Origin of the sequence: Pseudomonas sp. NFR16 (genome assembly GCF_900108875.1) — a bacterium.
In the GTDB taxonomy this organism is placed as follows: Bacteria; Pseudomonadota; Gammaproteobacteria; order Pseudomonadales; family Pseudomonadaceae; genus Aquipseudomonas.
In genome coordinates this window covers 337057-361261 of sequence record NZ_FNYJ01000007.1, presented here as the reverse complement: position 1 = coordinate 361261, position 24205 = coordinate 337057, and the positions used below count along the sequence as shown (strand labels likewise).

Genomic DNA, 24205 nt, shown 5'->3' with positions numbered 1-24205 from the left:
AGCCTGCGCCGCTTTTATGAAAATTGGGCGTTGATCAGCCCAGCTCGATGATTTCGTAATCGTGGGTGATTTCCACGCCTGCGTTACCGAGCATGATCGACGCGGAGCAGTATTTCTCGGCCGACAGTTCGATGGCCCGCTTGACCTGAGTCTCTTTCAGACCGCGACCTTTCACGACGAAATGCAGGTGGATCTTCGTGAACACTTTCGGATCCTCGGTCGCGCGCTCGGCTTCAAGAAACGCTTCGCAGCTTTCGATCGGCTGGCGTGCTTTCTTCAGGATGCTGACCACGTCGAAGTTGCTGCAGCCACCCAGACCGATCAGCACCATCTCCATAGGCCGCACGCCCAGATTGCGACCGCCGCTTTCCGGCGGACCATCCATGACAACCACGTGACCGCTGCCAGATTCGCCAAGAAACATGGCCTCACCTGCCCATTGAATACGCGCCTTCATCGCCAGGACTCCCATGCTAGAAAAAGGCGGCCAGCTTAGCACAGGGCTACGATGTCGCAGCGTCGACCGGAAATGCCGATCAACGACAGAAACGTAGGAAATTTCGGAAAAAATGGCAATTTGCCGCTGTGGAACTGTGTCAAATCGGAAATACTGCCGATACCTATAAGAATGCCTCCGGGCGCAGTTTTTTACGGGATACAGCCATGGTCGCCATGACCCCTCCGAACAAGTTGAAAATCGCCGACAAGCTTCTCCCCTACGCACAACGGAGGCGATGCCCAGCCAAAAGCAACATCATCTGTGCCGGAGAGCAATCGGAGTCGCTGTACCTGATTCTCAAAGGTTCGGTGACAATTCTGATCGAGGATAACGAAGGCCGGGAGATGATCGTCGCCTACCTCAACAGCGGCGATTTCTTCGGCGAACTGGGACTTTTCCAGCAAGCGCCGAGCGGCTCACAGCGAAGCGCATGGGTGCGCGCCAAAACGGAATGCGAAGTGGCCGAGATCAGCTACGCCAAATTCCGCGAGCTGAGTCAGCACGATCCCGAATTGATGTACGCCATAGGCGGACAAATGGCGGAGCGTTTGCGCAATACCACTCGCAAAGTGGGCGATCTGGCGTTTCTGGACGTGACCGGTCGAGTTGCGCGCAGCCTGCTCGACCTGTGCAAGCAACCGGACGCGATGACTCACCCCGACGGCATGCAAATCAAAATCACCCGTCAGGAAATCGGCCGGATCGTCGGGTGCTCGCGGGAAATGGTCGGGCGGGTGCTCAAGTCACTGGAAGAACAGAATCTGGTGCACGTGCGCGGCAAGACAATGGTGGTGTTTGGCACGCGTTGAACTCGTGAGCGGCACAGGCACGTTTCACAGCTCAGCGAACATGCGTGCGTACCGGTCGCTCAAACGAGAGACGAAATCCGGTGCCGCGAACAGCTCGTGCAACGCTATATGACTGTCCGCTCGGCATCGCTGCTCCAGATCACACATCTGGTTGAAGCGGTTGACGGCATTCACCATCTCCAGCCGCTCGTTATCGAGCAACATTGCACCATGGGCCAAAACCACGGGGCGCTGACCGCCCTGGCTCTGGCGCCAGCGCTGAGCCGTACCGACCATTTTGCGGCCGCTCAGATTGACGTTGAATCGACCGTCGCAGAACGCCCCGTCTACCTCGCCCAGAGACGCCTCGCCGCCCAGCTCCATCAACACATCGAGCATCGGCTGACACAAGCGCATGTAAGCCTTTTCAATGCGGTCGCGATCCAGGTCGGATTTGGGCTGAACGTAGACGAGTGCCACGTTTACCGTGGCCGGAGACTGCGGGACCGGTTCGCCGCCGCTTTCGCGCAGCAAAATGGGCCAGCCGATATCAGACAGGGTTTCGCTGGCTTCCGTGAAACCACCTGATCGACTGAGGCGGCGCGGCATCACCAAGGCGTGATCGGACGGCCGCCAGAACAACAACCCGTAATCGGCATCTCCCGCGCAGACCGAAGCCAGCAAGTCCTGCTCGGCCTTGAGCCCTTCTTCTACGCCGATGTCGATCACCTGAGCGGCCATGTTGCCCTCCGACCTGAATGTGCCAATGCCTCTGCAGGAATGGGCGGGCATTCGACGAGGCCATTTCCGTCAACCTCGTCAGCACCTGGAGCCCAGGCAGAAGCCAGCACGATTTTTCCTGCAGGTATCACGGTACTGACCGTGGTCAATCCAGGGAACTGGATTTGATCGCAGTGCCTTTTTCAGGGAAGAACAGCCGCTGCAACTCCACACCTGGTTTTTCAGCGCGCATGAATGCCTCGCCGACCAGGAATGAATAAACCTCGTTGATCTCCATCAGCTCCACATCGGCGCGATTGAGAATCCCGCTCTCGGTGACCACCAGGCGATCGCGCGGAATACGGGGCAACAGATCGAGCGTGGTTTCCAGGCTGACCTCGAAGGTGTGCAGGTTGCGGTTGTTGATGCCGACAAGCGGCGTGTCCAGGGTTTTCAACGCACGCTCCAGCTCATCGCCATCGTGAACTTCAACCAGCACGTCGAGTTGGTTGGCTTTGGCGACCGCCGCCAGTTCAGCCATCTTCACGTCATCCAGCGCCGACACGATCAGCAGGATGCAGTCGGCACCCAAAGCCCGAGCTTCGACGATCTGGTAAGGATCAATCATGAAATCCTTGCGGATCACGGGCAGCTTGCAGGCACCGCGCGCCTCTTTCAGATAGGCATCGGCGCCCTGAAAGAAGTCGATATCGGTCAGCACAGAAAGGCAGGTCGCGCCGCCCGCTTCATAACTTCTGGCGATTTCCGCCGGCTGGAAGTTTTCCCGGATCACGCCCTTGCTCGGCGAAGCTTTTTTGATCTCGGCAATCACGGCTGGTTGCTTTCGCTTGGCCTGCTCGATCAACGCCATGGCGAACCCACGCGGCGCGTCGGCTGTGGCGACCAGCGTCTCCAGCTCGGAATGACTGACGCTGGCGCGTCGTGCGGCCACCTCTTCTGCCTTGCGGGCGAGAATTTTTTCCAACACCGTCGGCACGCTCATCCTTCGTTCTCCTGCTTGAATACCGCGGTAAAGGCACCCAACTCTTCCAGCTTTTCGCGGGCCAGGCCCGTGTGCAATGCGTCATGTGCAAGGGCCACGCCTTCTTTCAACGAAGAGGCATGGTCTGCAGCATAGAGCGCGGCGCCTGCATTGAGCACTATCATTTCAGCGGCTTTCTGCCCGTGTTCGGTCTTGCGGCGTCCCAACGCGTCGCGGATCAATTCCAGCGACTGCGCCGGGCTGTCGACCACCAACCCGAACAGACTCTGGCTTTTCATGCCCAGATCTTCGGGTTGTACAGAGTATTCGGTCACTTCACCGTTCTTCAGTTCCGCGACGAACGTCGGCGCGGCAAGGCTGAACTCGTCCAGGCCATCCTGAGAATGCACGACCAATACGTGTTTGCTGCCCAGGCGCAGCATGACTTCGGCCATAGGCCGGCACAGCGCCTGGCTGAATACGCCGATCACTTGATGTTTCACGCCGGCAGGGTTGGTCATTGGGCCTAGCATGTTGAACAGCGTACGCAGGCCCAACTCTTTGCGCGGGCCGGCGGCATGCTTCATCGCGCCGTGATGCGTCTGTGCGAACATGAAACCAATGCCCACGCTGTCGATGCAGCGCGCGACCTGTACCGGCGTCAGGTTGAGGTAAACACCGGCGGCTTCGAGCAGATCGGCACTGCCGCTTTTGCCCGATACCGCCCGGTTGCCGTGCTTGGCAACGGTGCAGCCCGCCGCTGCGATGACGAACGAGGCGGCCGTCGAGACGTTGAAAATGTTTGCCCCGTCGCCACCGGTGCCGACGATGTCGACCACCCCATCCAGTGTGCCGAGCTGGACCTTGTCCGCCAGCTCGCGCATGACCGAAACCGCACCGACGATTTCATCGATGCTTTCGCTCTTCATGCGCATGCCCATCAGAAAAGCGCCGATCTGCGCCTGCGTGCACTGCCCGGTCATGATTTCGCGCATGACGTCGCGCATTTCATCGGTGCTCAGGTCCAGGTGGTTAACGACACGGCCCAGCGCCGTTTTTATATCCATAGCCATTTCGAAGTGTCCTTAACCCTGACGAGTGCCGCCGGTCTGCTTGAGGAAGTTGGCGAACAGCTCATGACCCTGCTCGGAGAGGATCGACTCGGGGTGGAACTGCACCCCCTCGACGTTCAACGTTTTGTGGCGCAAGCCCATGATTTCGTCGACCGAGCCGTCTTCCAGCTGAGTCCAGGCCGTCACTTCCAGGCAGTCGGGCAGCGTCTCGCGCTTGACCACCAGCGAGTGGTAACGCGTCACGGTCAATGGATGTTTCAGGCCCTCGAACACGCCTCTGTCTTCGTGGACCAGATCGCTGGTCTTGCCGTGCATCACCTGACGGGCCCGCACCACGTCGCCGCCAAACGCCTGGCCGATGGACTGATGCCCCAGGCAGACGCCCAGGACAGGCAGTTTGCCGGCAAAGTGTTTGATGACATCAAGGGACACGCCCGCTTCATTCGGCGTGCAAGGGCCCGGCGAGACGACGATGCGCTCCGGGTTGAGGGCTTCGATTTCGGCAACGGTCAACTCGTCGTTGCGGATCACTTTAACGTCGGCACCCAGTTCACCGAGGTACTGCACGACGTTATAAGTGAAGGAGTCGTAGTTATCGATCATCAGCAGCATGGTGCTTAACCTTTTGAATTACTGACTTCTAACGTGGCCTTCGATTCTCGGTCCACGGTTGTGCACGGTGGGTCGCGGGACGTGGTCCGGCGAGGCGGTGCTGACCGAGGTTTCAGAAGGCATATCAATACAGGTCCGGCATGGCCGGCAGGGGAATAGTCAGGCGCGCCAACGCCAACGGGCGTGAGCCTTGATAACGCGCATCAAGAGTTTGCTGACAATCGACACAGGAAAGGTCTCGTTCATACGTTGCCGCACAGTAGCGTACCGACGCATAGGGCGCAATATCACCGTGCCCCGGTGGCGCGGGCCGAGCGCTATTTGGCTGGATTTGGACGTACTGTTCAAGAATCAGATCCGGGATATTGGGCAGGCGCAGAAACCGCAGATGAAAAGCGGGCACGCGGCCCGCTTTCACCGATCAGGACATCACGCCTCGGGCGTTTGTTCTGCCAACGCCACGGCGCGGAACATCGCGCGGCGTTTGTTCAGGGTTTCTTCCCACTCAAGCGCCGGCACCGAATCAGCGACAATACCGCCACCGGCCTGCACGTGCAGTTCGCCGTTCTTGATCACGGCAGTGCGGATGGCAATCGCCGTGTCCATGTTGCCGTTCCAGGCGAAGTACCCCACCGCGCCGCCGTACACGCCGCGTTTGACCGGTTCCAGCTCGTCGATGATTTCCATCGCGCGAATCTTCGGCGCGCCGGACAGCGTGCCCGCCGGCAGAATGGCGCGCAGCGCGTCCATCGCTGTCAGCCCGCTTTTCAGTTGACCAGTTACGTTGGAAACGATGTGCATGACATTGGAATAACGCTCGATGACCATCTTCTCGGTGAGTTTCACCGAGCCGACTTCCGAGACACGCCCGGTGTCGTTACGGCCCAGGTCGATCAGCATCAGGTGTTCGGCGATCTCTTTATCGTCGGACAACAGGTCGACTTCCAGCGCGTGGTCGGCTTCCTCGGTCGCGCCACGGGGACGCGTACCGGCGATTGGACGCACGGTGATCAGGTTGTCTTCGACGCGCACCAGCACTTCCGGCGAACTGCCAACGACGTGGAAGTCGCCGAAGTTGAAAAAGTACATGTACGGCGTCGGGTTGAAGCAACGCAGCGCGCGATAGAGATCGATCGGTGCCGCCTTGAAATCGATGGACATGCGCTGGGAGGGCACGACCTGCATGCAGTCGCCCGCCAGGATGTACTCCTTGATGGTGTCGACGGCTTTTTCGTAGTCCGCTTGAGTGAAGCTCGAACGGAATACCGGATCTGCCGCTTGCGGACGGGTCAGGTCCAGGCCGCGCCGCGGGGTGATGGGCTGACGGAGTTTCTCCATCAGTTGCTCAAGCCGCGCCAGACCGCTTTCATACGCCTGCGGCTGCGCCGGATCGACCAGCACGATGGCGTGCATCTTGCCGGCCAGGTTGTCGAACACCACGACCGCATCGGACACCATCAATAGGATATCCGGGACACCGAGTGGGTCCGGGTTCGGACATTTACCCAGGCGGGGCTCGACATAGCGTACGCAGTCGTAGCCGAAGTACCCCACCAGACCGCCATTGAAACGAGGCAGGCCGGGAATGGTCGGGACGTTGTAGCGGGCTTTGAAGGTTTCGACGAACGCCAGCGGGTCTTCGGTTTCGAGCGTCTCGATTTCGACGCCATCGTGGGTGACGCTGATCCTGTGGTCATGCGCGCGCATTACAGTACGGCATGGCAGCCCGATGATCGAGTAGCGACCCCACTTCTCGCCGCCCTGTACCGATTCCAGCAGATAGGAGTTCGGCTCGTCGGCGAGTTTGAGGTAGATCGACAGCGGCGTATCGAAGTCGGCCAGAGTTTCGTGGGCAAGCGGAATGCGGTTGTAGCCGTCAGCGGCCAAACGCAGGAATTCTTCGCGGGTCATGTCAGCCTCGTGGTCTGAGGGTAAAACGGTCAGGTGTGCAAACGCGCCGGAGGGCCCGGCCAGATTCCAGTCAGGCGCGCCAACGCCAGCGGGCCAGGGCCTTGATGACTTTCATCCAGAGTTTGCGAGTGACCACCACGATGGATTCTCTAAAGGAGGGGTGTTGAACGTCGGGCAACGTTATCTCAGCCCCAAGATCTAAGCAACCGGGAATCAGTTTGCGCAAATCGTCGATCACCAGCGCCGGAGATTCCTCGGCAATCGGGCGACCATGGTTGTAGCCATAACTCATTGCAACGCAGGTCACACCGGCCGCTTTCGCCGCCAGGACATCGTTACGCGAGTCACCGACAAACAGCGATTGCGAGCCCGGAACACCGGCCATTTTCATGACGAAGAACAACGCGGCGGGATCGGGCTTCTGCTGTGGCAGCGTATCGCCGCCAACGATCCAGCGGAAAAAACGCCCCAGCTTCATGTCATCGAGCAGCGGCGCCACGAAGCGCTCGGGCTTATTGGTGATCAGGGCCATTTCGACGCCCTTCTTTTGCAACCACTTGAGGGTCTCGCGCACGCCGGGGTAAACCTTGGTCAACGCATGGTTCTCGCCGTAGGCTTCCATGAAGATGGCCAGTGCCGCTTCAGTGGATGCCTCGTCGACGCCTGAGTGGTCCATGTCGTTGGCCAGCGCGCGGCGTACCAGCACGCGCACGCCGTTACCGATCCAGTCGCGAACACGCTCGATGCCCGCCGGGGCGTGCCCGAGCTGAATCAGAGTTTTGTCCACGGCTGCGGCCAGATCCGGCACCGAGTCGACCAGCGTGCCGTCCAGATCGAACATGATCAGCTTGGGCAGACGACCCGGGAACAGCTGCTCGAAGCCGCTCATCAACGAGCCAGCGCCAGTTCTGCACGCATTTTCTCAATGACTTCCCGGTAGTCAGGCGCATTGAAGATGGCCGAACCGGCAACAAACGTATCGGCGCCGGCAGCGGCGATTTCACGGATGTTGTTGACGTTGACACCGCCGTCGATCTCGAGGCGGATGTCATGACCGGAAGCATCGATCAGCGCACGGGCTTCGCGCAGCTTGTTGAGGGTACCGGGAATGAATTTCTGACCGCCGAAGCCCGGGTTGACGCTCATGAGCAGGATCATGTCGACCTTGTCCATGACGTATTCGAGCAGGTTCAGCGGAGTCGCCGGGTTGAACACCAGGCCGGACTTGCAGCCGCCTTCGCGGATCAGTTGCAAAGAGCGGTCGATGTGCTGGGTCGCTTCCGGGTGGAAGGTGATGTAGCTGGCGCCCGCTTCGACGAAATCGCCGATGATACGGTCAACCGGGCTGACCATCAGGTGCACGTCAATGGGCGCGGTGATGCCGTACTTGCGCAGCGCTGCACACACCATCGGGCCGATGGTCAGGTTGGGGACGTAGTGGTTGTCCATGACATCGAAGTGGACGACGTCGGCACCGGCGGCCAGAACATTGTCGACTTCCTCACCCAGACGGGCGAAATCGGCGGACAGAATCGACGGAGCAATTGCGAAGGGCTGCATGACGCACCTTTTATGAGCGAAATCACGGTGGCGCGCATTGTACTCCAAGAGTTTGAAACGTGCGTCGCGTGGCGGATGAATGCGTGTCAGGTGCAAGCAGACCGCCCCGGTACACAGAACCTGTGGGGGTGAGCTCGCTCACGAACGCTGAGTGCCATCCACTGCATCTCTGCAGCATGCACCTGCCTCTTCCCGGCTGACGCAGGTCCCACAGACGCGCCGAGGTTGTCGTAGGACCGGCTTCAGCCGGGAAGGCGTCGGGTGTACGCCATTGATCGAAGGGGCTTTAAAACCGTTGGGGCTTTCCCACAGCGATCGGCGTCGAGCCACTGGCGTGTGCCCGACGCTGACGCGTTAGGGAATCAGTCGACCAGCGCTTCTTCCTTCATGCGCACAGGCTTGGTGGCGGGTTTAGGCTCAGCCCCTTTGAGGTCTTTGCTGAACGTCCCGTCCACCTCGCCTTTGAAGAAGTTCCTGCCGTAGATCAGCAGGCAGAGCACGACGCCGATGCCGAACGCCCAGCTCGCCCCTTTTATCGCCAGCACCGCGCCGATTACCCCGGCAATGCCCAGGTCGCGCTGGCTGCGGGCTTCGAGAATGCCCAGGCGCACGCTCACATAACCCTGAATCAGCAGGGTCAGCGACAGTGCGACGCCGAGGATCGGCTGGACCAGCGTCACCACCGGCAGCAACAGCAGACCGGTATTGGTGCCCCAACGGAAAGACCCTACGCCACCGATGATAGATTGCATAGCCTTGGGGCCGCCTTTGAAACGTTCGATGACGACAACCAGCATCGCCGCCCATTTCGGGCCACACATGGCGACATCCGGCCCGAAGATGCTCATGAAGGCGTTTCGTGCGCCGAAAATCAGGTGCGCGCGATCCGGGTTGTAGTCCACCACCTCATCGGTGCGAACGGTTTCTGCCTCATCAAGCAGCGATTTGGCACTCAGCACGTCACCAAACACGATGATGTAAACCGCCAGCATGGTCGGAAGTGCGGAAATGAACATCGACAGCGGCGGCATACCCAGACCGAACACGGTGTAGTCATGCCACAGTCCGGCGAAGTCTGGCTTGCTGATACCCCACTGAATCGTCGGCCAGGGCGCTTCGCCAAAAAGCGGCGCGATCACCACGGCCAGCAGGATGATCGGCAGAATCCCGAGCTTGGCGAAATTCCACCAGAAGCGGTTGCGCTGTTTGAGGTCGTTGAAATGCTGGGAGAAGATCAGATAGAAGGCGATGCCCACCGCGATCGAGATGGTCCAGGGCAGGACATTGAATTTGCCGCCCACCTGAAACACCGCGATCACCGCGCTCAGCCCGGCACCCACAATGATCCCGGACTTGATCGCGGACGGCACATATTCGACCACCTTCTTTGCCATCCCAGTCGCACCGAGCGCAATCGAAAAAACCCCCAGCATCAATTGAAACGCGATCAGCGCATGGACACGCTCCGGGCCCATCGGGAACTGCGCGCAGTAGGCCATTAGCAAAGGCACGGCTGGCGTGATCCATCCTGGCACCGTCGGATCGCCGAGCAAATGGTGAGTGAGATAAAGCAGCCCGTTGAGCATGACCACCGCCAGTGCGACCTCGAAGGGCATGCCCAGCAGCTCGGTCATCAGCGGGATGGCCGCCAGGTCCACGGCGCACATCAGCAGGCCCTGGAGGTAGTCCGGCATCTCGAATTTGTAGTGAATGAACGGCAACCGCACCTTGAAAGGGCCGAGCGGGATGTACGGGCTTTCGCTCCGTGCCTGGGGAGTGTTGGACATATGTGCACCTGTCTTATTGGTCTTATTTGTGGGTCTTGCAGCGGCGACGCCCGAACACTCGCAGCTCGGGCGTCGCGGTGCGCGTCGATCAGTAGGCTGCGCGGTAGATCTTTTCGATATCGCCAGCGGTGAGCTTGCGCGGGTTATTGCGCATCAGACGGTCGATCTTGCTGGCCTCTTCGGCCATTGCAGGAATCGCGTCTTCGGGCACATTGAAGCTGCGCATGCCGGACGGAATGTCCACTGCGGCGCACAGGTCGGCCATGGCTTTGACGGCCTGATCCGCTGCTTCTTTATCGCTCAGATGGGCGACGCGCACCCCCATGGCCTCAGCGATATCGCGGAATCGCTCCACGCAAGCCATCTTGTTCCACTCCATGACGTAAGGCAGCAGCAACGCGTTGCTGACGCCGTGGGCAATATTGAATCGCCCACCCAGCGGATACGCCAACGCATGCACCGCGCCGACGCCCGCATTACCGAACGCCATGCCCGCCATCAGACTCGCGGTTGCCATGTCTTCGCGCGCCTGGAGACTGGCGGGATTGGCGTAGGCCTTGGGCAAAGCCTTTGCGATCAGCTTGATAGCGCCCAGCGCGATCGCGTCAGTGATCGGCGACGCATTCACCGACAGATAGGACTCGATGGCATGCACCAGCGCATCGACACCGCTGGCGGCTGTGACACTGCGCGGGCAAGTCAGGGTCATCACCGGGCTGACCAGCGCGACGTCGGGCAACAGATAATCGCTGACGATGCCTTTTTTCAACTGCGCCTGTTTGTCCGAGAAGATCGCCACGTTCGTGACTTCCGAACCGGTGCCCGCTGTTGTCGGAATGGCAATGAGCGGCGGGCCTTTGCGCTTGACCAGATCGACGCCAAACAGCTCGGTCAACGGACCTTCATGGCCGGCGAAAGCGGCCACTCCTTTGGCGATGTCGATGGCGCTGCCGCCCCCAAGGCCGATCAGGCCGTCGTGAGCACCGTCTCGATACGCGCGGGTGCAGTCTTCGACGATGGAGATTTCAGGCTCGGGTTTGACCTGGTCGAAAATGCCATGACGACGGCCGCCCAACTGCGCGAGGGCGAGGTCGACAGTGCCGGACTTGACCAGAATGGCATCGGTCACGATCAGTGGATTATTGACATTGAGGCGAGTCAGCTCGGCGGCGAGTTGCTCGATCGCGGCAGGGCCGGTGATCAGTTTGTTGGCGATTTTGAAGGCGCTGATAGCGGAGGCAGAAGTGCTCATCGGGCTCGTCCTGTGTGCGTTGTTTTATTGGAAGACGTGCGGGATGAGATAGCGAAAGCTGTGCCAATCGGCGCAAAGCCCCGTGGCAGAAGGTTTGGCGCAAATCACGCGCCGTTCGCAGGGAGATTTTCGGGTCGGTTGCGATCAATTTTCTGATCGGTTTGGGTGGGCTTGATTGAAATTCTAATCAGAACGTTCCCAGCGCTTCATCTTCTGCACCACGGTCGCCTGGCTGACCCCCAGCGCCTTGGCCGCCAATCGGGTGGTCTTGTGCAACTGCAGAGCGGCACGAATGGCAGAACGCTCGGCGTTTTCCAGCACTTTGCGCAGCGGCAGACGGCTGTCGTCGGTATTTTGCGGGTCGAGATTGAGGATTTCTTCGGGCAAATCCAGCGCTTCGATGACGTCGCTCTGGCTGGTCACCACAAGGCGCTCGACGATATTGATCAGTTCGCGGATGTTGCCCGGCCAGGTGTACTCGCACATCAGCTCCAGCGCTTCGAGGCTGAACTGCACCTGCCGTTGATAGCGGCCGTTGAACGTCTCAAGGTAGTAATGCAGCAGCGGAGCAATTTCCTCGCTGCGCTCGCGCAACGCCGGAATCTGAATGGGCACGACATTCAGCCGATAGTACAGATCCGCACGAAAGCGGCCTTGCGCCACTAACTGCTTGAGGTCGTGATGGGTGGCGCTGATGATGCGTACGTCCACTTCCTTGAGCTCAAGGCCGCCGACCGGAATGAAACGGTTTTCTTCAATGACCTTGAGCAGCTTGACCTGAACCGGCAGCGGCAAGTCTCCGATCTCGTCGAGAAACAAGGTGCCGTGATGTGCCAGCTCCAGAAGACCCCGCTTGCCTTTCGGCCCCGCCCCGGTAAATGCGCCCGGCGCGTAGCCGAACAGTTCGGCTTCGATCAGGTTCTCCGGCAACGCGCCGCAGTTCAGCGCCAGAAAAGGCTCGCTCGACCGCGCGCTGGTGTTGTGGATGAACTGTGCCACGAGGGTTTTGCCGACGCCGGTTTCGCCTTGCAGCAGGACCTTCACGTCGCTGTTGGCCACCTGACGCGCCAGCGCGAAAACCCGGCCGGAGACTTCCTGATCTGCCATGAGCGGTGAGTGCAAGAGATTGTCCCGCTGACCGGCATGCAGCTTGGCGGTACTGCTGCGCAGTTGCTTGAGCTGCTGGAGCTCGTCGCGCTCATGCTTCATGCGCAGCAGCTCGGTCATGTCGCGGACGGTGCTGACGACGTAGGAAATCCGGTGGTCGTTGTCGAGAATCGGCGTGGCGCTGACCAGGAGTTTTTTACCTTGGCTCAGGCTCTGCATCACCGACACCGGGCGCCCTTCCTGCAACACGCGCAATGACGCCGACTGCGAAATCACGCCCTCCTTGACCAACTCCTGCATGGGCCGTCCGATCAGAGCGGCGCCACTCAGCCCGGTCAGGCGCTCATACGCCTGATTGACCTTGAGCGTCTTGCCGTCGCCGTCGGTGATGTAGACGCCGTCGTGCAAAGCGTTGAGCAGTTCTTCGAAACTGGCGTCGTTGACGTTCACCGACAGGGCTCCATGCGTGGGTGGGAGCGGTGAAGTTTAAACGGTGTGGCGCAGGTTGCAGAGCAGATGTTGATGGTTCCCACGCTCCGCGTGGGAATCCATCTCGTGACGCTCCGCGTCACCGGACGCGGAGCGTCCTGCCCTTCATGCCCACGCAGAGCGTGGGCACGATCATCGCGATACGGCGGACGCCGTTATTCCACCACCGCCGTGCGCAATTTCTCGCTGCGGCCGCGCAGCCACTCCAGCACCAGCAGCAATATGACGGAGAAGCCGATTAGCAAAGTGGCGGCCGCTGCGATAGTCGGGCTGAGGTTTTCGCGAATGCCGCTGAACATCTGCCGTGGCAGCGTTGCCTGCTCGGGGCCGGCCAGAAACAGCGTCACTACGACCTCATCGAACGACGTCGCGAAGGCAAACAGCGCGCCTGAAATAACGCCAGGCGCGATCAACGGCAGCGTCACGCGACGGAACGCCGTTACGGGCGATGCGCCAAGGCTGGCGGCGGCGCGCACCAGGTTGTAGTTGAAGCCTTGCAGCGTCGCCGACACCGTGATGATCACGAACGGGACACCCAGTACCGCATGCACCAGAATCAGCGACGTGTAACTGTTGCCCAGGCCCAGCGGCGCGAAGAACAGGTAGCTTGCGACACCCACGATCACCACCGGGACCACCATCGGCGAGATCACCAGCGCCATGACCAGCGATTTGCCGGGGAAGTTGCTGCGGGTCAGGCCAATCGCCGCCAAGGTGCCGAAACCCATCGCCAGGACCGTGGCGGCCGGCGCGACGATCAGGCTGTTCTTCAACGAGCGCATCCACTCCGCCGAGCCGAAGAAATCCTGATACCAATGCAGCGAAAAGCCCTGCAGCGGGTAGACCAGAAAGCTGCCGGAGTTGAACGAAAGCGGCACGATGACCAGCACAGGCAGGACCAGAAACAGCAGAATCAGCCCGCACAGGATGCGCAGCGTGTAAAACCAGACCCGCTCGATGGGCGAGGAATAAGGGCTCAACATGTCAGTCTCCTCAGCTCAGACGCAGGCGGCTGGCGCCGACCAGCCAGCTATAGATCAGGTACAGCACCACGGTTGCCAGCAGCAGCAAGCCGCCCAGCGCAGTCGCCATGCCCCAGTTGATGCTGGTGTTGGTGTAGAACGCGACGAAGTAGCTGACCATCTGATCGTTCGGGCTGCCCAGCAGCGCCGGCGTGATGTAGTAGCCAATCGAAAGAATGAACACCAGCAGGCATCCCGCACCCACACCGGCGTAGGTCTGCGGGAAGTACACGCGCCAGAAGCTTGCAAACGGGTTGCAACCGAGCGAAATCGCGGCCCGCATGTACGTGGGCGAAATGCCCTTCATGACGCTGTAGATCGGCAGGATCATGAACGGCAGCATGATGTGCACCATCGAGATGTAGACACCGACCCGGTTGAACACCAGTTCGAGCGGCTTATCGATGATGCCCATCGCCATGAGCGCGCCGTTGATAAGCCCGCTGGATTGCAACAAGACGATCCAGGCCGCGACACGGACCAGAATCGACGTCCAGAACGGCAGCAGCACCAGAATCATCAGCAGGTTGCTTTGCCGTGCAGGCAGGTTGGCCAGCAGATAGGCCAGTGGATACGCGAGGAACAGGCAGATCACGGTGATGACCAGGCCCATCCAGAAGGTGCGGGCGAAGACGTCGATGTAGATGGCCTGATCCGGGGTCGCGGGCGCCACTTCACCGAGGTCATCGATGCGATGGTCGACAGCGGCCAGCAAGTAATAGGGGGTGAAGCTCGAGGTATTGCGACGTACGGCCTGCCAGTACGCGGGGTCGCCCCAACGTTCATCGATGGCTTCCAGCGCCTCTTTGTAGGAAGCAGGCTCTTCCTTGAAGGGCAGCGCGCGGGCGGTTTTCGCCAGCAGACTGCGATAACCGGCCAGCTCCTGGTTCAGGCGCTTGGACAGGTCACCCAAGGTCTGATTCTTGCGGGCATCGGCCAGGTCCTGGCTGGCAGCCTTGTACACCGCTTCCGATGGCAGGCCCTTGCCGTCCCACTTTTCGACTTCGACAACCGTGAGCGGCATGCCGCCGACCACTTCAGGGTTGCTCACGCTTTTGTAGAGCAGCGCCGCAATCGGCACAAGAAACACGAGCAGCAGGAAAATCGCCAATGGCGCTATCAATGCCTGAGCCTTCCAGCGGTTGACGCGCTCGGCACGGGCCAGGCGTTGCTTCAAGGTCGGGCTGGCGCCTTCAGTCAGGGGCACGGCGGTGGCCATAGCGAACTCCGAAATCTTTCAACGATGGTCGACACAAGGGCGACCGTATCTGACCTACAACAAACATCACTCAAACGCTGACCGTCCGTAGCAGTCCGGCCGGGCGGCGCTCCGCTTGCCGGCGACAGGGACCTCATGATCGCTGTCGCCGGCAAGTCGTAGCCGCCCGGCCGGACGGCTACGGCTTGTTCTATTACTTGGCAGCCCAGGAGTTGAATCGCTGCTCCAGGTTTTCGCCATTGTCGGTCCAGAAGCTCACGCTCAATTGCACCTGATCCTTGATGTTCTCAGGGGTGGTAGGCATGTTTTTCTGGTTGTCGGCGGTCAGCAGGCTGACTGCCTGAGAGTTGGCCGGACCGTAAGCGATGTTCTCGGAGTACGTCTTCTGCTGTTCAGGCTTGAGGGTGTACGCCAGGAACTTCTTGGCTTCTTCGATGTTTTTCGCGCCCTTCGGAATGGCCCAGGAGTCGAAGTCGTAGACGCCGCCGGTCCAGACGATTTTCAGGTTGCTTTCTTTCTGCACCGCAGCGATACGGCCGTTGTAGGCCGAGCTCATCACAACGTCACCCGACTGCAGGAATTGCGGCGGCTGGGCACCGGCTTCCCACCACTGGATGTTCGGCTTGAGCTCATCGAGTTTCTTGAACGCGCGCTCCTGACCGTCTTTGCTGGCCAGCACTTTGTAGACGTCTTTTGGCGCAACGCCGTCAGCCATCAGCGCGAATTCCAGGGTGTACTTGGCGCCCTTGCGCAGGCCACGCTTGCCTGGGAATTTCTTGGTGTCCCAGAAATCGACCCAGCTGGTCGGTGCGGTTTTCAGCTTGTCGGCGTTGTAGGCCAGCACGGTCGACCACACGAAGAAGCCCACGCCGCAGGTCTGGATCGCGCCCGGCACGTAGTCTTCTTTTTTGCCCAGAATGGCCGGGTCGATCACTTCGAACATGTCCTCGTCGCAACCGCGAGCCAGTTCAGGGGATTCGACCTCCACCAGGTCATAGGTCACACTCTTGGTGTCGACCATGGCTTTGACCTTGGCCATCTCACCGTTGTATTCGCCGGCAATGATCTTGCCGTTGCCTGCCTTTTCCCAGGGTGCGTAGAAGGCCTTCTCCTGAGCAGCCTTGTTCGCACCGCCGAAGGAAATCACAGTCAGATCGGCGGCCATGGCTTGCGCCGCACACATCATGCCGACCGATAAAGCGGTGAGCTTCAATGTCTTGAGCATTTGTTTTTCTCTCCACGAACAATGTTGGTTAAGCAATGGGGGGCGATGAGTTCGCCTCTGGGTGCTTCTGTTTGCGACTACAGCGGATGAATCAATGCGCTTCCTGCAAAGGGTCCAGCGCGCGCGCGTGCTCGACCTGCCATCCAATGGGCACAACGTCGCCAACGCTCAACGCCGGGTCCAGTTCGGCGATGGGCTGTTTGACGAAGAAATCGGTCTTGCCGGCCACTTCCAGGCGCACGCGCACGTGGTCGCCCAGATAAATGAACTCGGCCACACGGCCCGAGAAGCGGTTGACGCAACTCTCGCTGCGGCCGTTGAGGTTCACGCGCTCCGGGCGAATCGACAGGGTGACGGCGCTGCCGGTTGCGCCCACGTTGACGGCAAGCGCTTCGACCTTTTCGCCACGCGCCAGGCCGACCACGCAGCGGTCCCCCGTCTGGCTGAGCAATGTGCCGTTGATGCGGTTGTTTTCACCGATGAAGTTGGCGACGAACGTGTTCTTCGGTTCTTCATACAGCGCGCGAGGTGGCGCGATCTGCTGGATTTCGCCTTGATGGAAGACGGCAACGCGATCGGACATGGTCAGCGCTTCGCCCTGATCGTGGGTCACGTAGACCACCGTCACGCCCAGACGCTGATGCAAGTGCTTGATTTCCATCTGCATGTGTTCGCGCAGTTGCTTATCCAGCGCGCCAAGAGGCTCGTCCATCAGCACCAGTTGCGGTTCGAACACCAGCGCACGCGCCAGTGCCACGCGCTGCTGCTGGCCACCGGACAACTGCGCCGGGTAACGATGCGCGAAGGTGCCGAGTTGAACCATGTCCAGGGCGCGTTTGACCTTTTCGGCAACGTCCGTCTTGCTCATGCCCCGCACCGACAGCGGAAACGCGAGGTTTTCGGCCACGGTCATGTGCGGAAACAAGGCGTAGTTCTGAAACACCATGCCGATGTCGCGCTTGTGCGGCGGCACGTTGTTGATCGAACGACCGCCCAGCAGGATCTCGCCGGCAGTCGGCGTCTCGAAACCGGCGAGCATCATCAGGCTGGTGGTTTTTCCGGAGCCCGACGGGCCGAGCAAAGTGAGGAACTCGCCCTTGCGAATATCCAGGTTGAGGTCTTTGACGATCAGGGCTTCGCCGTCGTAGCTCTTTTGCACACCACGAAAGCTGACCAGAACATCATTTGCCCCAGCGCTTGAATCGACGTTGCTCATTACCCACACCTTTGTTTAATCAACCGTGGCAACAAGCCTAGATGAGGCCGCAGCCCCCGCAAATCGGGGCGTAGGAGAGATTGGCCTAAGTGCGATGGAAGGTTTGGGGTAGGGATTGCCCTACACGGATGGCGGGGATAGGTATGCGGTTTCGAAGGAATTTATCGCCTGTGGCGACGCATTCGCGAGCAAGCTCACTCCTACAAGGGGATCGCGGTCAACCGTAGGAGTGAGCTTGCTCGCGATGGCTATTTAGCAGGATCTGCAAAAGGGTCGGTTTTAGGCATGGCCGAAAGTCAGACCAGCTTGTGCTCCATCGCATACTTCACCAGCTCGGCAAGGGAGGTGATGTTGAGCTTTTGCATCAACCGCGCTTTGTGCGTGCTGATGGTCTTGCTGCTCAACGCCAATTGTTGAGCGATGTCGTTGACGTTGGCGCCTTGCGCCAGACGCTCGAACACCGAGAATTCGCGCTCGGACAACAGCGAGTGCAGCGGTCGGCTGTCGGTGAGCCCGACTTCGAACACCATGCGGTCGGCAAGATCAGGGTCGATATAGCGACCGCCGGCGGCCACCCGCCGAATGGCCGTCAGCAGCAACGCAGGGTCGCTGTCTTTGGTGGCATAACCCGCGGCCCCGACTTTCAACGCACGCGCCGCCATCTGGGCTTCATCGTGCATCGACAACACGAGGATCGCGGGCGGATTGTTCATTGCGCGGATGCGTGGAATGGCTTCCAGCCCGTTCACGCCGGGCATGGAAATATCGAGCAGCACGACTTCGCACTCGATGTGGCGCAAGGCTTCCAGCAACTGTTCGCCATTACTGGCCTCGCCTGCCACTTGCAGGTCTTTGGCCAGACCGATCAGTTGCTTGATGCCCTCGCGGACGATGGTGTGGTCTTCGGCGACCAATACGCGGATCACTGCACTTGCTCCTGCGGAACCTGTTCGAGCGGAATCTGGATACGCAAGGTTGTGCCTTCTCCCAGCGTGCTGTCCAGATGCAACCGTCCGCCCATGATCAAAACCCGCTCCCGCATTCCCACCAGGCCGAACGAGGCAGGTCGGTCGGCGGCCTGATCGAAGCCTTTGCCGTCGTCGGCGACCGTCATGCACAGCACGCCGTCGCTCAGGCTCAGCGTCAGCTCGACGGTGTGCGCCTGGGCATGGCGCATGACGTTGGTGAGCGACTCTTGAAGGATGCGAAACAACCCGATCGCCGTCGAATCCGGCAGCACCGGCAGATTGTCCGGCACCTCCACCAGACAGGGAATCTGGGTGCGCGCCTCGAAGCGTCTGGCCTGCCATTCAATGGCCGAGGCGATGCCGGCGTCGAGAATCGGCGGGCGCAGCGCAGTCGCGACGTCTCGGACCAGCTGAAACAATTGGGCGATCAGGCGCTTCATGCTGTTCAACCGTTCACGCAGGCCAGGATCGAGATCGGCGTAGGCCAGCTCGCACATGGACGTTTCCAGCTTGAGCACCGTCAGCATCTGACCCAGCTCGTCGTGGACTTCCCTGGCAATGCGCGCCTTTTCCTCTTCACGCACGGTCTCAAGGTGAGCCGATAATTCCCGCAGTTGCTCGGCCAGCACCTGCAGCCGGGCCTCACTCTCTTGCAGCGCGGCCAATGAACGGCGCCGCTCGGTGACGTCGGTGATAAACACCACCAGATACTCGGCTTCACGAAAGCGCAAAAAACTCAGAGAGACATCGGCAGGCAACACGCTACCGTCGGCACGCAGGCAATTGCTTTCGAAATTCTGCGGCCCTTCTTCGCTGGATCGGGCGTTCTTCCACAGGTTGAGCCAGCGATCCATATTCAGACCGGGCTCGAAATCGATCAGGGGTCTGTCGACCACACCGCCCGGCGCGTAACCCAGCATGTTTTCAGCGGCCTGATTCGCGTACCGCACGTGGCTGTCCCAATTGACCCAGAGAATGCCGACCGTACTCTGGTCGATCGAAAACTGCGCCAGCCTCAGGGCTTCCTCGCCTGCGCGGCGCCGGGTGATGTCTTCGCGAGCAGCGAGAAGGTCGCCTTCAAGTACCTGTTGCTGACGGCGCTGCCAGAACACGATCGCTGCGCAGGCCAGAAACAGCACCAGGAACAGCAGCGCGATGTTCTGCCACAGCCCCGGTGACTCGCTCACGCGCGGGTATTTGGGCTGCAACCATTGGGCATGCAATTGCTCAAGGTCCTTGGGCGCAATGGCGTTCAGCGCCTGGCTGATGATGTCGGCGAGCTCCGGCGTGTCGCGCCGGGAGGCCACGCGCAACAGCTGCGGGAACCCGATATCGCCGACCACTGCCAGCCCGGCGAACTCGGTCTCGCGCGACAGTCGACCCAACTGCGCCTCATCGATGACCGCGTAGCGTGCCTGCTGGGTGAGGAGTAATTGCAACGCCTGCCGCTCCAGCGGCACGCCCTGCAGATTGAGATGGCTGTAGTTGGCGCGCAAATAATCGGCGGTCACGCTGGGCATGCGCACGGCAATCCGCACTTGGCTGTCCAGCTTCTCGAGATCCACCACGCCCGAGCCGTCACGCTCACCCACCACCAACTGCGGCACGCGCATGTAGGGATCGGAGTAGAGCCACATGCGCAGCCCCGTCGGGGTCTGCGTCAGCCCGGGCGCGAAGTCGACCTGACCCTCGGCGAAGGCTTTTTCGAGCTCGGCCTGATCGGCGTAATTGCGCCACAACAGATCGACCTGCAGCGTCCTGGCCATCAGGTTGACCAGATCAACGTTCGCGCCGGACAACTGCTGCGCCCGGCGATCGAGCTGGGCATACGGCGCTTGCAACACCAGTCCGACGCGCAATTGCCCGCGCTTGAGCAGCCAGTCCCGCTGGGCAGCTGTCAGCGGATCGACCGGCGTGGCGGCGTCATCGGCTTGAACCCAGGCAGGCGCGGCGATCAGCATCATTGCCATCAAGAGCACCCTGCCACAGCCGATAACCAGGAGGCGCGGGCTGCGGATGCTCAAACTGTTGTCCCCATTTCACTGAATCCCTTGCCGGTCATGCTGTGAGCGTGGCGCTCGAAGACGAGGTCGTATGGCGGCCTGACAAACAGCCGTCAACCCATTAGTCTGCCGGAATTGTTTCCGGCCTTTGGAATATTCGATGTCCTACACCATTCGCGCAATGTTTCCCGCGCTTTGTCTGACGCTGATACTACCTTGCTCGCCTTTAGCGATGGCGGCCGACCCGGCCCCGGAGAAAGACGCCAAACCGGCAGAGACGCCTGTCGAGCGTGCGGCCCTGCCTTCGCGCAGTCAGGAAGACACGCTGGCGCTCGAGCGTCGCGTGCCGCAGGCTGAACAGCAGCAGTTACAGGCAGGTGAAGAGTCGTTTCTGGCACTCTGGAAACCGGCCAACACCGATGACCCCAAAGGTGCGGTGGTGATCGTGCCCGGCGCCGATGAGTCAGCCGACTGGCCGAATGCAGTAGGACCGTTACGCCGCAAGCTGCCAGACACGGGATGGTCAAGCCTCAGCCTGAGCATGCCGGATGCGTTCAACGACGGTGTTTTCGCCCGCAGCCCTGACGCACCGCCTGCCGGTGAGGCCGCCGCCGATAAGGACAAAGCCAAAGACGCAACGAAGGCGCCCGACCCCGCAGCCGCCGCTGAAGCCGACGCAGCGGCCGCAGCCGAACAGGCCGCTGCGCAGGCAGAAGCGGCCAAGGCAAACGCTGAGAAGATATTCGCGCGTATCGACAGCGCAGTGGCGTTCGCCCAGCAAAACAAGTCCCGCTCCATCGTCCTGCTGGGTCACGGCACAGGCGCCTACTGGGCCGCACGCTACATGAGCGAACGTCCTTCGCCGGCCGTGCAGCGCCTGGTCATGGTCACCGCAGTGGACACTGGCAAGGACACACCCGCATTGCTGGACGTGCTGCCGACGCTGAAAGTCGCCACGGCGGACTTCGTCAATAAAGACCGTCCGATCCCGCGCCAACAAGCGCAGGATCGCCTGGATGCCAGCAAGCGCGTGAAGAACGCGCGGTTCGTCCAAGTGACGCTCAATGCAATTCCAGGCAACTCGGCGATGGAGCAGGATCAACTGTTCCGACGGGTCCGCGGCTGGCTTGATGGCCAGTAGGCAGCGTCGGCACCTTAGCGGAACCCGCGCCGGTCTTTGATCACTGCATAGGCATTGTGCAGCTCGCGGGTCCTTTCTGTAGCGTCGCGCACTTGCATCTGGCTGGCGCCGGTACCCGCCACTTTGTCAGGATGGTGCCGGCTTAACAGTCGGCGGTAGGCACGCTTGATCTGCGCCGGTTCAGCGTCGGCCTTGACGCCCAACAGGCGCAACGCTTCCTGATACTCGCCGCCGCTGCTGGCGGGTGCGCGTTCTCTCTGCTCGTCTTCGGTGGACGACAATGCCTGAACCTTCTCGGCCGTCCAACCGAGCCATTTGCCCCACTGCACAATCAATTCACGCTCAGCGCGCGAGGCCTTGCCATCGGCCCAAGCCATACGCCAGCAAGCGCGCAGCAGCCCTTCGGCGGCATGAGGCTGGGTCTTGAGCCGCGTCAGGTGAACGCGCAGGTTGTCACGACCGTCCTTGCCGCGATTGAACGCCTGGATCGCGCGGCGCTTGGCCGGTTCGCTCAGATCCAGCCGACGCATTTCCACGCGGGCCTGTTGAATGTGCCCATCGACGACCCGCCCGTCACTCTTGGCCAGGCGCCCCAGCAGAATGAAGATCAGCTCATCGTCCCGCGGCACGGCGCGGCCGCTGACACGCTCACGCAATTCGGCCCAACTCTGAAAATGCAGGCGTCGATCCAGCGCCTGCCCCAGCAGCGCCCCCAGCATTGCGCCGGGAATGCTTGCAATCGCGTACCCGGCGCCACCGCCGATCACTGTAAATGGCCAGAGCATCTAGGGTTGCACCGCAAGGATCTGTTCGACTTCCGCCAGCCGTTCGTGAGTGCCGACATCCACCCAGCGACCGGTGAAATGCTCGCCGGTCACCTGCCCGTTGGCCATCGCCTCGCGCAGCAGCGGCGCCAGTTTGAAGGCCCCGTGCGCGCAGCCTGCGAACAGCCGAGGATGCAACACCGCGATGCCGCTGTAGGTCAGACGCGGCAGCGTGGCGTCGTCACGCACCTCGCCGCCCACCAGCGCGAAGTCGCCGTCGGGGTGATGCAGCGGGTTGTCCACCAGCACCAGATGCGCCAGCCCTTTGATCGGCGCGCCGTTGAGTGAAGCATTCAACGCCGTGAAATCGCAGTCCGTCCAGATGTCGCCGTTAACCACCAGAAAAGGCTCGTCGTCCAGCCGTGGCAGCGCGCGGAATATACCGCCCCCGGTTTCAAGAGGTTCACCTTCGGGCGAATACTGGATGTTCAGCCCCAGGCGCTGGCCGTCGCCCAGATAATCCTCGATCTGCTGCCCCAGCCAGGCGTGGTTGATGACCACCTCACGAAAGCCGGCCATTTTCAGGGCACGCAGGTGATACTCGATCAGCGGGACGCCGCCGGCTCGCACCAACGGCTTGGGCGTGTGCAACGTCAGCGGGCGCAGGCGTTCGCCCTTGCCTGCCGCCAGAATCATCGCTTTCATGCGTCCCTCTTCCAAACAGTCCTGACCTTTGTCACGGCGCTACCTTCATGATGTGGCGTCTTGTTTTGGCTGACTCAGACTCGTCAGCAAGTTGCTCAATTCGATCAGTTCGGGGCGGCGCGCCAGAACCGCTTCTATATAAGAGAAGAAGCGCGGCACATCGGCGACATAGCGCGGCTTGCCATCGCGATGACAGATGCGCGCGAAAATCCCGATGACCTTGAGGTGGCGCTGCACGCCCATCAGATCACTGGCGCGGCAAAACTCATTGAAATCATCCTGCACCGCAATGCCCAGCGCCGACGCCTTTTCCCAATACTGCTTCAGCCAGCCTGCCACCCGCGCCTCAGGCCAGCTCAGGAAGGCATCCTTGAACAGGCAGGTGATGTCGTAAGTGATCGGCCCGTACACCGCGTCCTGAAAATCCAGCACGCCAGGGTTTGGCTCACTGAGCATCAGGTTGCGCGGCATATAGTCGCGATGCACCAGCACTTTCGGCTGCGCCAGCGCACTCTCGATCAACAGATCGCTGACCCGTTGCCAGCTCGCCTGCTGCGCCTGATCGAACTCGATGCCCAGATGGCGCTTCACGTACCACTCCGGGAACAGCTCCAGCTCGCGACGCAGCAGCGCCACATCATAGCTGGGCAGCGGCGCGTCCATCGGCAATTGCTGATACGCCAGCAACGCCTCGATCGCATCGGCGAAAAGCTGATCGGCATTTTGCTCGTCTATGACGTCGAGATAGGTTTTGCGACCCAGATCGTTCAGCAGAAGAAAGCCTTGATTGAGGTCTTCGGCATAAATTTTCGGAACATTAATTCCCGACTCGCTCAACAAATGGGCGATATCGACGAAGGGTTTGCAGTTTTCCTGAGGGGGCGGCGCATCCATCACGATAAAAGTGCGGCCCTCTCCCTCCCAGCGAAAATAACGGCGAAAACTGGCGTCACTGCTGGCCGCAGTCAACGTGGCCGGGGGTATTGCGCCCCAGCCTTGAGCCGCGAACAACTTCGGCAACTGCTCATCGAGCCAAACTTTCAGGTGTTGCAGGCGTACATCTTGATCTGGCATTGCAAGGGTCTCCGACGGCGCTAGCCGTCAAGCGGGTCATGCTTTATTATCCGACATCTTTTTCAGCCCATCGAGAGGCGTGCGGCCC

General features: G+C 60.6%; 22 protein-coding genes. 2 read left to right on the top strand and 20 right to left on the bottom strand.

Going from position 1 to position 24205, the window contains the following annotated elements; translation table 11 throughout:
* Positions 1-34: 34 nt before the first annotated feature.
* Positions 35-457 (bottom strand): OsmC family protein, encoded by a 423-nt coding sequence (locus tag BMZ10_RS24960; protein ID WP_093468752.1) that lies wholly within the window; start codon positions 455-457, stop codon positions 35-37.
* A 206-nt stretch (positions 458-663) separates the two neighbouring features.
* Here BMZ10_RS24960 and crp point away from each other — a divergent pair, with 206 nt between their 5' ends.
* Complete coding sequence (gene crp / locus BMZ10_RS24955; RefSeq protein ID WP_093468749.1) at positions 664-1308, top strand: cAMP-activated global transcriptional regulator CRP; 645 nt, start codon at positions 664-666, stop codon at positions 1306-1308.
* Between the two features lie 24 nt (positions 1309-1332).
* Here crp and BMZ10_RS24950 read toward each other — a convergent pair whose 3' ends face one another.
* The 16 genes from BMZ10_RS24950 to BMZ10_RS24875 all read right to left on the bottom strand — a co-directional run bounded on the left by BMZ10_RS24950 (position 1333) and on the right by BMZ10_RS24875 (position 20400).
* Positions 1333-2028, bottom strand: a complete 696-nt coding sequence (locus BMZ10_RS24950) for a lipoyl protein ligase domain-containing protein (RefSeq protein WP_093468746.1) — start codon at positions 2026-2028, stop codon at positions 1333-1335.
* A 145-nt stretch (positions 2029-2173) separates the two neighbouring features.
* Complete coding sequence (trpC, locus tag BMZ10_RS24945) at positions 2174-3010, bottom strand: indole-3-glycerol phosphate synthase TrpC (RefSeq protein WP_093468743.1); 837 nt, start codon at positions 3008-3010, stop codon at positions 2174-2176.
* Complete coding sequence (gene trpD / locus BMZ10_RS24940) at positions 3007-4056, bottom strand: anthranilate phosphoribosyltransferase (RefSeq protein ID WP_093468836.1); 1050 nt, start codon at positions 4054-4056, stop codon at positions 3007-3009. The genes trpC and trpD overlap by 4 nt, the downstream gene beginning before the upstream one ends.
* 18 nt (positions 4057-4074) lie before the next feature.
* Complete coding sequence (locus tag BMZ10_RS24935; RefSeq protein ID WP_093468740.1) at positions 4075-4674, bottom strand: aminodeoxychorismate/anthranilate synthase component II; 600 nt, start codon at positions 4672-4674, stop codon at positions 4075-4077.
* A gap of 429 nt (positions 4675-5103) precedes the next feature.
* Entirely contained in the window at positions 5104-6585 is a 1482-nt protein-coding gene (trpE, locus tag BMZ10_RS24930) for an anthranilate synthase component I (protein WP_093468737.1), read from the bottom strand.
* Positions 6586-6655: 70 nt separating this feature from the next.
* Entirely contained in the window at positions 6656-7474 is an 819-nt protein-coding gene (locus BMZ10_RS24925; protein WP_093468734.1) for a phosphoglycolate phosphatase, read from the bottom strand.
* Complete coding sequence (rpe, locus tag BMZ10_RS24920; RefSeq protein WP_093468731.1) at positions 7474-8145, bottom strand: ribulose-phosphate 3-epimerase; 672 nt, start codon at positions 8143-8145, stop codon at positions 7474-7476. Before rpe ends, BMZ10_RS24925 begins: the two co-directional genes overlap by 1 nt.
* Before the next feature lie 362 nt (positions 8146-8507).
* Positions 8508-9932, bottom strand: a complete 1425-nt coding sequence (locus BMZ10_RS24915) for a hypothetical protein (protein WP_093468728.1) — start codon at positions 9930-9932, stop codon at positions 8508-8510.
* A gap of 88 nt (positions 9933-10020) precedes the next feature.
* Positions 10021-11184, bottom strand: coding sequence for an iron-containing alcohol dehydrogenase (locus BMZ10_RS24910; RefSeq protein WP_093468725.1), 1164 nt, complete (start codon positions 11182-11184; stop codon positions 10021-10023).
* Positions 11185-11367: 183 nt separating this feature from the next.
* Complete coding sequence (locus BMZ10_RS24905) at positions 11368-12741, bottom strand: sigma-54 interaction domain-containing protein (RefSeq protein ID WP_093468722.1); 1374 nt, start codon at positions 12739-12741, stop codon at positions 11368-11370.
* Positions 12742-12935: 194 nt separating this feature from the next.
* Positions 12936-13763 carry an ABC transporter permease gene (locus BMZ10_RS24900; protein WP_093468719.1) on the bottom strand — a complete coding sequence of 276 codons (828 nt, stop codon included), beginning with the start codon at positions 13761-13763 and terminating at the stop codon, positions 12936-12938.
* Between the two features lie 10 nt (positions 13764-13773).
* A complete protein-coding gene (locus tag BMZ10_RS24895) occupies positions 13774-15021 on the bottom strand; it encodes an ABC transporter permease (RefSeq protein ID WP_093468716.1) in 1248 nt (415 codons plus the stop codon).
* A gap of 193 nt (positions 15022-15214) precedes the next feature.
* A complete protein-coding gene (locus BMZ10_RS24890; RefSeq protein WP_093468713.1) occupies positions 15215-16246 on the bottom strand; it encodes a polyamine ABC transporter substrate-binding protein in 1032 nt (343 codons plus the stop codon).
* Positions 16247-16337: 91 nt separating this feature from the next.
* Complete coding sequence (locus BMZ10_RS24885) at positions 16338-17462, bottom strand: ABC transporter ATP-binding protein (RefSeq protein WP_093468710.1); 1125 nt, start codon at positions 17460-17462, stop codon at positions 16338-16340.
* Positions 17463-17758: 296 nt separating this feature from the next.
* Entirely contained in the window at positions 17759-18388 is a 630-nt protein-coding gene (locus BMZ10_RS24880; RefSeq protein ID WP_093468707.1) for a response regulator, read from the bottom strand.
* On the bottom strand, positions 18385-20400 hold the full coding sequence (locus BMZ10_RS24875; protein WP_093468704.1) for a PAS domain-containing sensor histidine kinase: 2016 nt from the start codon (positions 20398-20400) through the stop codon (positions 18385-18387). The genes BMZ10_RS24880 and BMZ10_RS24875 overlap by 4 nt, the downstream gene beginning before the upstream one ends.
* 193 nt (positions 20401-20593) lie before the next feature.
* On the opposite strand from BMZ10_RS24875, the gene BMZ10_RS24870 reads away from it, so the two are divergent.
* Complete coding sequence (locus BMZ10_RS24870) at positions 20594-21574, top strand: alpha/beta hydrolase family protein (RefSeq protein WP_093468701.1); 981 nt, start codon at positions 20594-20596, stop codon at positions 21572-21574.
* A gap of 14 nt (positions 21575-21588) precedes the next feature.
* On the opposite strand, the gene BMZ10_RS24865 is transcribed toward BMZ10_RS24870, so the two are convergent.
* Genes BMZ10_RS24865 through BMZ10_RS24855 form a run of 3 tightly spaced genes read right to left on the bottom strand, consistent with a single transcriptional unit; the run spans position 21589 to position 24117 of the window.
* A complete protein-coding gene (locus BMZ10_RS24865) occupies positions 21589-22359 on the bottom strand; it encodes a DnaJ domain-containing protein (RefSeq protein WP_093468698.1) in 771 nt (256 codons plus the stop codon).
* On the bottom strand, positions 22360-23043 hold the full coding sequence (gene murU, locus BMZ10_RS24860) for an N-acetylmuramate alpha-1-phosphate uridylyltransferase MurU (RefSeq protein WP_093468695.1): 684 nt from the start codon (positions 23041-23043) through the stop codon (positions 22360-22362).
* Between the two features lie 45 nt (positions 23044-23088).
* Positions 23089-24117 carry an aminoglycoside phosphotransferase family protein gene (locus BMZ10_RS24855; protein WP_093468692.1) on the bottom strand — a complete coding sequence of 343 codons (1029 nt, stop codon included), beginning with the start codon at positions 24115-24117 and terminating at the stop codon, positions 23089-23091.
* Positions 24118-24205 lie beyond the last annotated feature (88 nt).